Source organism: Gordonia sp. NPDC003424 (assembly GCF_053588655.1).
Genome location: NZ_JBSFQJ010000003.1, coordinates 495358 through 506107 on the forward strand (window position 1 = coordinate 495358; position 10750 = coordinate 506107).

Sequence of the window (10750 nt, forward strand, 5' to 3'; positions counted from 1 at the left end):
TCAGATCACCTCCGCGATCACGGTCACCGATCCGGGCGCGATCTCGGTGAACCCGGCGTCGCGCACCGCGATGGCACGTCCCGCCGCGTCCGCCTCGAGCAGGGCCGACCACGTCTCCGACGAGGCCGCGCGTACCGCAAGCGGACATCCCGCCTCCCGCCAGGTCCGCGCGTCGTCCGAGGACATCAGCTTGACCGCCAGCATCGCGCCGTGCCCGACCTGGGCGGCCATCTTGCCGACCGTCATGTCGAGCACCGGGTTGATCCACAGACACACACCCGCAGTCGGGGCGTCGGTCGCCACGGCACCCTCGATGTCGGTGCCGCCGATCTGCAGACGACCGATCCGACGGTCCACCTCCCCCACTTTCCCGGGCACGATGGCCCGTGCCTGCGCCGCGCCCTCCGTCGCCGTCAGTCCCCACACCTCCTGCGCCGCCGCCCACTGCGCACCACGCGCACGTCGCGCGATCTTCCGGATTCGTGCGTCACACCACACCGTCATCGGCGCCGCCCATGGGCCGTCGCCGCCGGAGCGGTCGTCGAGACACAGCAGTGCGACGGCCCGGCCCGCTGCGGTCAGCAGGTCGGTGCGGTCGGGAGGATCGGCCTTCTCGATCCGCACCACCATCTGCATGGCGAGAACCTCGGCCGGGTCGGGCGGATCCTCACCGCCACCGACGTAGCCGACGAGTCGGCGGTAGGCATCCCCGAAGGCGGCGTCGTCGGGACCGACATCCGGTGTCGGAGCGGCATCGGTCAATGCACCCTCAACCCCAATTCTCCTTCTTGGTCAGACAGAACGGATGTCCCGACGGGTCGAGCAGCACCCGCCAGGTCTCGCCGGGCTGATCCTCGGGCACCACGGCGCCCAAGTCGACGCAGCGCTCCTGCGCCGCCGCCAGGTCGTCCACCGCCAGATCGAAATGAAATTGCTTGGAGCCATTGGCATTCGGCCATGCGGGAGGCTGGTAGTCGGGCACCGACCCGAAGCCGATCGCCGCGCCTTCCGAGCCCTTGAGCATCGCGTATCCCTCACCCGAGGCGACGATCTCCCAGCCGAGCACCGACGACCAGAACTCCGCGGCGACGGCCGCATCCGCGCAGTCCAGCGACACCATGGCGAGCTCGGCGACATTTCCGTTGGCGTTCATGGAGTTCCTTCCGATCGATGACCTGACATGTCGATCATCGCGGTTGGTGGCGCCGCAGACTTGAACAAACACGACAGTCCGTTCAGGACAGCGGTACCCGACGCAGCACGCCGTCGGCGGCGTCGGCGGCCTCGATCTCGTCGCGGGTCACTCCGAGGATGAACAGCACCGCATCCAGGAACGGGTGACTCAGCGCCGTGTCCGCCACCTCGCGCAGTGCCGGCTTCGCGTTGAACGCGATCCCCAGTCCGGCCACGCTGAGCATGTCGATGTCGTTGGCGCCGTCGCCGACCGCGATCGTCTGCTCCATCGGCACCCCCACCTGATCGGCGAACGCGCGGAGCGCATGCGCCTTGCCGGGGCGGTCGACGATCTCGCCGACCACGCGGCCGGTGAGTTTCCCGTCGACGATCTCGAGGGTGTTGGCGCGCACGAAGTCGAGTTCGAGTTCGTGGGCGAGTCCGTCGATGACCTGCCGGAATCCGCCGGAGACCACGCCGCAGCGGAACCCGAGTCGATGCAGGGTGCGGATGGTGGTGCGGGCTCCCGGGGTCAGTTGCAGCGATTGGGCGACGTCGTCGATGACGCCGGCGTCGAGCCCGGCAAGGGCCGCGACCCGCTGGTGCAGCGATTCGGCGAAGTCCAGTTCGCCCCGCATGGCGGCCTCGGTGACCGCGGCGACCTCGGCCTCCCGGCCGGCGCGCGCGGCCAGCATCTCGATGACCTCGCCCTGGATGAGGGTCGAGTCGACGTCGAACACGATGAGTCGCTTGGCACGGCGCGCGAGCCCGCCGCGTTCCACCGCGATGTCGACGCCGTGGGCGGAGGCGACGATCGCCAGCGTCTTGCGGAGGGTGGCGTCGGCGGCCACGTCGTCGCGGTCGGTACTGACCGCCAGCTCGAGCCCGGTCAGCGGGTAGTCGGCAATGCCGCGGATCGAGTCGATGTTGCCGCCCTGCCCGGCCAACGCAGCAGCGATGGCCTGGAACGCCTTGGCCGTCACCGGACTGCCGAGCACGACGACGGCGTGGCTGGACGCTCGCCGGGTTCCCGTGTCGGCACCCACCTCGACATCGACGTCGATGCCGACCGAGTCCATCGCCTGCTCGACGATCTCCTGCAACTTCTCCGGATCACCGCTCACCGACACCAGCACCCCGAGGGTGAGGCGGCCGCGGATCACCACCTGCTCGACATCGAGCAGACTCACCCGCTGGCCGGCGAGCGCGCCCATGAGGGCCGAGGTGACACCGGGCTTGTCGGGCCCGGTGACGGTGATCAGAACTGACGTGTCATCCGATGGGTGTGCCACGGGTTGGCTGGGTGCAGGTCAGCGAGCGTCCGGATCCCCGGAGGCCTCGTGACTGCCCGTGGTGAGCGGACCGCGACGGGCATCCTCGACGGCTTCGCTCTCGTGCCCGTGGCCCGGGCCGACGTGCGCCTCCGCGTGGATGCGGTCGATCATGTGCGGATAGTGCAGCTCGAACGCCGGGCGCTCCGAGCGGATGCGCGGGAGCTCGGTGAAGTTGTGTCGCGGCGGCGGGCAGCTGGTCGCCCATTCGAGCGAGTTGCCGAAGCCCCACGGGTCGTCGACGGTCACGACCTCGCCGTAGCGGTAGCTGCGGAAGACGTTCCACAGGAACGGCAGGGTGGACAGGCCGAGGATGAACGCACCGACCGTCGAGATCTCGTTGAGGGTGGTGAATCCGTCCGACGGCAGGTAGTCGGCGTAGCGGCGCGGCATGCCCTCGTTGCCCAGCCAATGCTGCACCAGGAACGTGGTGTGGAAGCCGATGAAGGTCAGCCAGAAATGCCACTTACCCAGCCGCTCGTCGAGCATGCGCCCGGTCATCTTCGGGAACCAGAAGTAGATGCCCGCGTAGGTGGCGAACACGATCGTGCCGAAGAGCACGTAGTGGAAGTGCGCGACCACGAAATAGCTGTCGGACAGGTGGAAGTCCAGCGGCGGGCTGGCGAGCAGCACACCGGTCAGACCGCCGAAGAGGAAGGTGACGATGAAGCCGACCGAGAACAACATCGGCGACTCGAACGTCATGTTGCCTCTCCACATGGTGCCGATCCAGTTGAAGAATTTCACACCGGTCGGGACCGCGATGAGGAAGGTCATGAAGGAGAAGAACGGAAGCAACACGGCGCCGGTCACGTACATGTGGTGCGCCCACACCGCCACCGACAGCGCGGCGATCGCCATGGTCGCGTACACCAGACCCGAGTAGCCGAAGATCGGCTTGCGGCTGAAGACCGGGAAGACCTCCGAGACGATCCCGAAGAACGGGAGCGCGATGACGTACACCTCGGGGTGGCCGAAGAACCAGAACAGGTGCTGCCAGAGGATGACGCCGCCGTTGGCCGGGTCGTAGAGATGGGCGCCGAACTGCCGGTCGACCTCCAGGCCGAGCAGCGCGGCGGTCAGCAGCGGGAACACCAGCAGGATCAGCACGCTGGTGATCAGGATGTTCCAGGTGAAGATCGGCATCCGGAACATGGTCATGCCGGGCGCGCGCAGGCAGACGACGGTGGTGACCATGTTGACCGCACCGAGGATGGTGCCCAGACCACCGACACCGAGACCCATGATCCACAGGTCGGCGCCGACGCCGGGTGAATGGATCGCGTCGGTCAGCGGGGTGTAGGCGGTCCAGCCGAAGTCGGCGGCGCCGCCCGGGGTGATGAAGCCGGCCAGTGCGACGCAGGCACCGAAGACGAACAGCCAGAACCCGAAGGCGTTCAGCCGCGGGAACGCCACGTCGGGCGACCCGATCTGCAGCGGAAGCACGAAGTTGGCGAAGCCGATCACGATCGGCGTCGCGTACATCAGCAGCATCACCGTGCCGTGCATGGTGAACAGCTGGTTGAACTGCTCGGTGGACAGGAACTGCATGCCCGGATGGGCGAGCTCGCTTCGCATCAGCAGCGCCATCAGGCCGCCGATCAGGAAGAACGCGAAGCAAGCAGTGATGTACATCATGCCGATCAGCTTGTGATCGGTGGTGGTGATCAGCTTGTAGATGAATGAACCCTTGGGCTGATAGCGCTCCGGGAACGGACGCACTGGAGCCACTTGCGTGGTGGGCTGGTCAACCGCGGTCACAGATCCTCCTCGTTTGCGCGTCCACAGGGGGCGGCCAGCTGCCAGTCCCCGCGGTCGCCACATGAACTGAACGAGCGCTGATAACCGATCCTAAACCCTTATCCCGGCCTCAGCCGCGCGGGTCCTACGATCCGTCGTAATTGAATTGGCGGCAACGGCGTATCCGCAGGTCAGGTTGCGCGACGGGGGCGACGCGCGCAGCCGGAGAAGTGTCCTGGAGGCAGGTGCGGGAGACGTGCCGCCGGCATGGTCGGGACGCACCGCCTGCGGTGCTAGCGTGTTGCGCGTGCAGCACAGCGGCGAGATGTCCGTCCCGAAGCGTCCACGACGGATCCGCACGGCGATCCGGATGGGTGGCGCGATGCTGTGCGCGGCCGCGCTGACGACACTCGCCGGTTGCAGTCAGGACACACCGCTCACCACGCCGGACGGCAGCCCCATCTCGACGACCACCACCCGCGTGGCGGAGGTCAACATCGTCTCTCCGGACCGCGACTATGCAAAGACCTGCCTGGCCCCGACCGACGTGGACGCCGGCCAGACCGACGTCGATCACATCGTCGTGACCGACCCGGCTCTGCTCGACGCGATCTGCGCGCTCGGCATCGGCGGAAAGGTGTCGGCCGTGGCCGCCGCGCCCGGATCGGTGCCCGCCTACCTCGGTCCGCAGCTCACCGCGGTGCCCGCCATCGGGTCTGCGCCGACCCCCGAGGCGGTGCGCGCCGCGGACGCCGACATCGTGCTGACGACACCGAAGACCGCCGCCGCGGCGAAGGCCTTCGGCGACACATCCGTCGTGACCATCGCCGACGGCGACTGGCGAGCACAGTTCCAGGCCGTGGCCGACGCGTTGGGCCGCTCGTCGAGCGGGTCGCTGCTGCTCGACGAGTTCGACACCGAGGCCGCCAAGACCGGTCGCCGGATGGACGCCGCCCACAATCAGGTCTCGCTGGTCCGATTCACCGCCGACGGTGAAGAGGTCGCCGGCACCGAGAGCTTCGCCGGACAGATCCTGTCGGCCGTCGGCGTGCAGCGGCCCGCCGCGCAACGCACCCCGACCTCGTTCGCGCTGACCGACCAGAACTTCACCGACGCCGACGCCGACCTCATCTATGTGAGCTTCGTCGGCGACGACGGCGAGACCCACGGCAAAGAGGTCCTGATGAGCGACCGCTGGCTGGACATGGGGGCGCCGACCTGGAAGCGCGTCCTCGCCGTCGACGACGACGTCTGGTACGACTCGTCGGGGCTCGCCGCGGCGTGGCTGGTGCTCAACGACCTCAAGAAGTCACTCAACAGCGACTCGATGAGTTACTGAGCGCGAGGCAGTTCGTCACCGGATTCGAGCTCGATCACCGCCCGGTTTCCGCCGGGTTGGGCCACACGCCCGGCGCCGCGGAGCGCGGAGTTGTCGTCATCCGTGGACTTTCGATCCCTGCGGCGCCAAACCTTGTCACACGACAAACCCGGCGAGCAGAGTTGGCATATGACTGTCACCGACGAGTACCTCGAGAACAACGCCGCATATGCCAAGACCTTCACCGGACCGCTCCCCCTGCCCCCGAGCCGCCACGTCGCCGTGGTCGCGTGCATGGACGCCCGGTTGGACGTGTACCGCATCCTCGGCCTGGCCGACGGTGAGGCGCATGTCATCCGCAACGCCGGCGGCGTGGTCACCGACGACGAGATCCGCTCCCTCACGATCAGCCAGCGACTTCTGGGAACCACCGAGATCATCCTGATCCACCACACCGACTGCGGGATGCTCACCTTCACCGACGACGACTTCAAACGGGAGATCCAGAACGAGATCGGCCAGAAGCCCGAGTGGGCGGCCGAGTCCTTCAACGACATCGACGAGGATGTCCGACAGTCGCTGACCCGAATCCGCAACAGCCCGTTCGTCACCAAGACCAGTTCGCTGCGCGGCTTCGTCTTCGACGTCGCGACCGGGTTGCTGCGCGAGGTCGAGTGACGCGCCCTGTCGGAGGGCGCGGCTAGTCTTGTCGGCATGGCCAATTCGATCCCGCCGGGGTATGAAGATCTGTTGGAGCGCCCCGTCGTCGGCGTGCTCGCGACCGTCGGGCCCGACGGCGTCCCGAACGCGACGCCGATGTGGTTTCAGTGGGACGGTTCGCACCTGCGGTTCACCCACACCAAGGCACGCAAGAAGATCAAGAACCTCCAGCAGAACCCGAACTATTCGTTCGTGATCACCGACCCGGACGACCCGTACCGCTACCTCGAGGTGCGCGGCACGCTCGCGTCGGTGACCAACGATCCCACGGGGTCGTTCTACGTCGTTCTCGGCAAGCGGTACGGCAATGCTGATCAGGAACCACCCCCGGATGCCGCCGACCGTGTGATCCTGTCGCTGGGCGCCACCTACTTTGGCAAGAAGTAGTACGGCGACAACAGAACTGCACGCGCTGTGGCGGCCGGGTGTGGGCCTCGCGGTGTGGGGTTTCGGCGACGGCGACCTGCCCGATGCGGTGGCGGGCATACTCTCCCGCCGACGTGCGGGGCGGGATGTGCCGGTATTCGACGAGTCCGGCCGACGCCGTTTCGAACGCGCGGTTCCGTTGGGGGTCGCGTCGACGGTGGGTCTGCTCGACGCCGTTCGGAACGTGCCCGTCAGCGGCGAATTACGCTGGTACGTCTATCTGTTGGACGGCGTCCGGGCGTTCGTGTCCGCGGGCACGGTGGCGCCGGGACTGGTGGAGGTCGCGGGCGAGCCGACGATGCGGTGGTTGCCGGTGCCCACGGCCGCGTGGCGGGCCTGGCTCGACGTGGTGATCGGGTCGGCGCCGGATTTCCTGGTCGACAACGGCGGGGCCACCGCGCTGCAGGATCTCCTCGACGAACTCGTCGACCACGACTGTCGGGCCCGGCTGTCGCAGGCCGCCCCCGCGATCGAGACACCACTGATCGGGGCCTTGCTGCCGGGCACGGATGCCGCCGCACCGGTCGCGGTGGCACGAGTGCCCGCGGCGCAGGGAGCCTGGCGGGACTGGAACTCCAGTGCGCCACAGGATGCTTCGACGCTGCTGTTCCGGCTGTTCGAACCCGACAGCGAAGACGACCCCGACGCACCCACCCGCTGGCGGCTGCAGGTCTGCCGGCGCAGCGCCGACGGTCACGTCACGCCGGTCGTCCCGCATCGCCTCGACGCGCACGACCTCGACGACATCACCACCGGCCTGGCACGCGCGGTCCGCACGTTCCCCGAGTTGGCCGACGCCGATCCCGATCGACACACCCTCGACTTCCTGCTGAGCACCGAGACCGCCGAAGCACTCTTCGCGACGGGTGCCGCCGCCTTGGGAGACATCGGGATCCCGGTGCTGTTGCCACGCGCGATCGCCGATGTCCGGCCCACGCTCGGGCTGCGGGCGACCCCGGTCATCGGCAGTCCGCAGCGCTCGGCGGTGGTGCGGTGGGCGGCGATCCGCAGCTTTGAGTGGCGGCTCGCATTGCGCGCCGGAAGCGATGCGGCGATCACCCTATCGGACGCCGACATCACCGAATTGGCCAGGCAGAAAGGTGATCTCGTGCGGGTGCGCGGCGTCTGGATGCGCGCCGAGGGAGCAGCACTGACCCGCGCGGCCGCCTTCGTCACCGCGCAGCGCGCCGCCGCCGCGAGCGATCAGCCGGCCGACATGGGCGAACTGTTCGATCTCGTCGCCGGCAATGCCGCGGTGCCGGTGCCGATCTCGTCGGTGGAGGGCCTGTCCTGGCTCGACGACATCGCCGAGACGGGTGCGTTACGTCCCCCGAGCCTGCACAGTCCCGACACGCTGCATGCGACCCTGCGGCCGTATCAGCTCCGTGGACTCGAATGGCTGGTGCACCTGGCCGACATCGGTGTGGGCGGGGTGCTGGCCGACGACATGGGGCTGGGCAAGACGATTCAGGTGATCGCGCTGCTGTGTCACGAGGTGCGCGATGCCGACACCGCTCCGACGTTGATCGTCTGTCCGATGTCGGTGGTCGGGAACTGGCGTCGCGAACTCGAACGGTTCGCGCCGCATCTGCGGGTACTGGTGCATCACGGTCCGGACCGCACGTCCCGGCAACGGTTCACCGACGCGGCTCGCAACTCCGATGTGGTGCTCACCACCTTCGCGCTGGCCGCACGCGATCAAGAGCTCCTGGGCGAACAGACCTGGCACCGGCTGGTGGTCGACGAGGCGCAGCACGTCAAGAACGTGAACACCATTGCGGCGAAAGCACTTCGGACATTCCCCGCGCCGCATCGGATCGCTCTCACCGGGACCCCGGTGGAGAACCGGCTGGAAGATCTGCGGGCGGTCATCGACCTCGTCAACCCGGGCATGCTCGGGTCGGCGTCGACGTTCCGGGCCCGCTTCGCCGAGCCCATCGAACGCGACCGCGACCCGGCCACGCTGCATCGGCTCACCGCGCTGACCCGGCCGTTCATCCTGCGTCGGGAGAAGACCGATCCGACGGTGATCTCCGATCTGCCGGAGAAGACGGAACTCACGGTGCGCGCCAACCTGACCGTCGAGCAGGCGGCGCTGTATCAGGCAATCCTCGACGATCTGATGGAGGCGCTGAAGTCCAAGCAGCAGCGCACGTTACGTCGCCGCACGGTTCTCGCTGCGCTGACCCGGCTCAAGCAGGTGTGCAATCACCCCGCGCACTATCTGGCCGACGGCACCCCGATGCTCCGCGACGGCGAGCATCGGTCCGGCAAGGTGGAGCTGCTCGCCGACATCCTCGGCACCGTCGTCGACGACGGCGAACGCGCACTGGTGTTCACCCAGTTCGCGGAGTTCGGGCAGCTGCTCTCCGTGTGGATCGGAGAACAACTGCAGACACCGGTGCCACTCCTCTACGGCGGCGTCGGGCGTAGCGCCCGAGACGCGATGGTGGCCGAATTCCAGGACGACACCGGACCGCCGGTGCTGGTCGCGACGCTCAAGGCCGGCGGCACGGGCCTGAATCTGACCGCCGCCAATCATGTTGTGCACGTGGATCGGTGGTGGAATCCGGCCGTCGAGGACCAGGCGACCGACCGCGCCTATCGGATCGGACAGCAACGCGCGGTGCAGGTACGGAAGTTTGTCTGTGTCGGCACGCTGGAGGAACGGATCGACGAAATGATCGACACCAAACGCGAACTCGCGCAACTGTCGGTCGCCACCGGCGAAAGCTGGCTCTCGGACCTGGGCGACGACGAGTTGTTCGATCTGTTCCGGTTGCGCGACGAGGCGGTGAGCGAATGAGTCCGCGCCGCGATCCGGCGCGCTCCTACGGTCTCACACCGTGGGCCCGCGCCTGGCTCGACGTCATCGAGCATCGCGCCCCCGACATCGCGGCGGCCGCCCATGCCCGGCGGGTCACCAAGGCCCGCAGCTATTTCCGCGACCGACACGTCCACCGACTGACCATCTCGCCCGGGCGGGTCACCGCGTCGGTGCAGGGCAGTCAACTCGACCCGTTCGACGTCACCCTGACGATGCGCGCCGTCGATCCGCCGACCGTGGCGACGCTGCTGTGCGCCCGCGACGCCGGCGGCGACCTCGTCGCCATCACTCGCGGCGAGCAGCCGCGCGCGCTGGGTGAACTGGTGTTGCCGACCGAGAGCGCCGACATCGCCTCGCAGTGCACGTGCCCCGACGACACGCTGCGCTGCATCCACGTCCTCGCGGTCGCCTTCGAGGTGGCCGCGGAGATCGACCGAAATCCGACGACCTTGCTCACCGTGATGGGGACCGATCTCGCCGAACTCGTCGGCGAGGTTCATGCGGCGACCCGCAGCGGTGGCCAATCCGATTCTGCGACTGAGACTCTCGATGCACCCGGGGTGATCGTCGACTACTACGGGACGACGGCCACACTGCCACCGCTCCCCTCGCCACCGCGGATGAGCCCTCTCACCGACCTCGACGCCGGCAAGCTCCGCGCCGCTCTGCGCGCCTCCGGTGTGCCGCCCACCGATCTCGCGGAGGCCGTCGACGAACTCGGTGCGCTCTACGACGTGCTGTTGCCGGAGTGAGTGTTCCCTGTTCGCGGCGACGCCAGATTCTTGTCGTACCCTGGTTTATGGTGGTGTCAGCTTGATCGGGTGATTGATGATGATGCGGCTGAAGTGCTTGGGCACGTGATCTTTTCAGCGACGACGACGTGGGTTCCGATCGAGCTCTGATCCCCGTGGGTTCGCGTGAAGGGTTGTTCTCGGTGGCGGTGGAGTCGTTGGCTGACTGGTGGCGTGAGGCGTCACCATGGCCGGACCTGCCGCCGCGGTTCACCGGGTTCGTCGACGCCGAAGACCTCGATGCGGCCGAGGTCAATGATCTGGTCGGCGGGTTCGTCTCGACCACCCGGGGCCGCTCGTTTCTGGCGTGGCAGGACTACCAGTGCGCGGCCGAACTACACCACCGGCTCGTCGGTGCCGAACCGCGAGAGGACGACCTGTTCCAGGTCGACGGGGTCGCCGACTGCGCCGCCCGCATCGCCAT

Annotated in this window: 9 protein-coding genes and 1 pseudogene; 6 read left to right on the forward strand and 4 right to left on the reverse strand. The window is 67.9% G+C overall.

The genetic code is table 11. The features are described 5' to 3' along the window. The 4 genes from ACWDTI_RS07405 to ctaD all read right to left on the reverse strand — a co-directional run bounded on the left by ACWDTI_RS07405 (position 1) and on the right by ctaD (position 4265). The gene (locus tag ACWDTI_RS07405) at positions 1-762 is read right to left on the reverse strand and encodes a peptidyl-tRNA hydrolase (protein ID WP_449737391.1); all 762 of its coding nucleotides are present in this window, start codon (positions 760-762) and stop codon (positions 1-3) included. 7 nt (positions 763-769) lie between these two features. After that, positions 770-1153 (reverse strand): VOC family protein, encoded by a 384-nt coding sequence (locus ACWDTI_RS07410; protein ID WP_449737392.1) that lies wholly within the window; start codon positions 1151-1153, stop codon positions 770-772. An 82-nt stretch (positions 1154-1235) separates the two neighbouring features. Then, positions 1236-2465, reverse strand: a complete 1230-nt coding sequence (serB, locus tag ACWDTI_RS07415; protein ID WP_449737393.1) for a phosphoserine phosphatase SerB — start codon at positions 2463-2465, stop codon at positions 1236-1238. 18 nt (positions 2466-2483) lie between these two features. After that, complete coding sequence (ctaD, locus tag ACWDTI_RS07420; RefSeq protein WP_449737394.1) at positions 2484-4265, reverse strand: aa3-type cytochrome oxidase subunit I; 1782 nt, start codon at positions 4263-4265, stop codon at positions 2484-2486. A 349-nt stretch (positions 4266-4614) separates the two neighbouring features. Between ctaD and ACWDTI_RS07425 the strand changes: the two genes are divergently transcribed. The 6 genes and pseudogenes from ACWDTI_RS07425 to ACWDTI_RS07450 all read left to right on the forward strand — a co-directional run. Further along, the gene (locus ACWDTI_RS07425) at positions 4615-5583 is read left to right on the forward strand and encodes an ABC transporter substrate-binding protein (RefSeq protein ID WP_449737425.1); all 969 of its coding nucleotides are present in this window, start codon (positions 4615-4617) and stop codon (positions 5581-5583) included. Between the two features lie 168 nt (positions 5584-5751). Beyond that, entirely contained in the window at positions 5752-6240 is a 489-nt protein-coding gene (locus ACWDTI_RS07430) for a beta-class carbonic anhydrase (protein ID WP_449737395.1), read from the forward strand. Positions 6241-6276: 36 nt separating this feature from the next. After that, complete coding sequence (locus ACWDTI_RS07435) at positions 6277-6669, forward strand: PPOX class F420-dependent oxidoreductase (RefSeq protein ID WP_449737396.1); 393 nt, start codon at positions 6277-6279, stop codon at positions 6667-6669. Beyond that, a complete protein-coding gene (locus ACWDTI_RS07440; RefSeq protein WP_449737397.1) occupies positions 6656-9514 on the forward strand; it encodes a DEAD/DEAH box helicase in 2859 nt (952 codons plus the stop codon). The genes ACWDTI_RS07435 and ACWDTI_RS07440 overlap by 14 nt, the downstream gene beginning before the upstream one ends. Continuing rightward, the gene (locus tag ACWDTI_RS07445; RefSeq protein WP_449737398.1) at positions 9511-10287 is read left to right on the forward strand and encodes an SWIM zinc finger family protein; all 777 of its coding nucleotides are present in this window, start codon (positions 9511-9513) and stop codon (positions 10285-10287) included. Before ACWDTI_RS07440 ends, ACWDTI_RS07445 begins: the two co-directional genes overlap by 4 nt. A 155-nt stretch (positions 10288-10442) precedes the next feature. Next, positions 10443-10750 (forward strand): annotated as a pseudogene (locus ACWDTI_RS07450) (hypothetical protein); the annotation flags it as partial.

Bases quoted from the DNA above. Each gene is read 5' to 3' on its own strand.
- ACWDTI_RS07410 (WP_449737392.1), bottom strand. From the start codon at position 1,153: ATGAACGCCAACGGAAATGTCGCCGAGCTCGCCATGGTGTCGCTGGAC.
- ACWDTI_RS07425 (WP_449737425.1), top strand. From the start codon at position 4,615: ATGGGTGGCGCGATGCTGTGCGCGGCCGCGCTGACGACACTCGCCGGT.
- ACWDTI_RS07430 (WP_449737395.1), top strand. From the start codon at position 5,752: ATGACTGTCACCGACGAGTACCTCGAGAACAACGCCGCATATGCCAAG.
- ACWDTI_RS07435 (WP_449737396.1), top strand. From the start codon at position 6,277: ATGGCCAATTCGATCCCGCCGGGGTATGAAGATCTGTTGGAGCGCCCC.
- ACWDTI_RS07445 (WP_449737398.1), top strand. From the start codon at position 9,511: ATGAGTCCGCGCCGCGATCCGGCGCGCTCCTACGGTCTCACACCGTGG.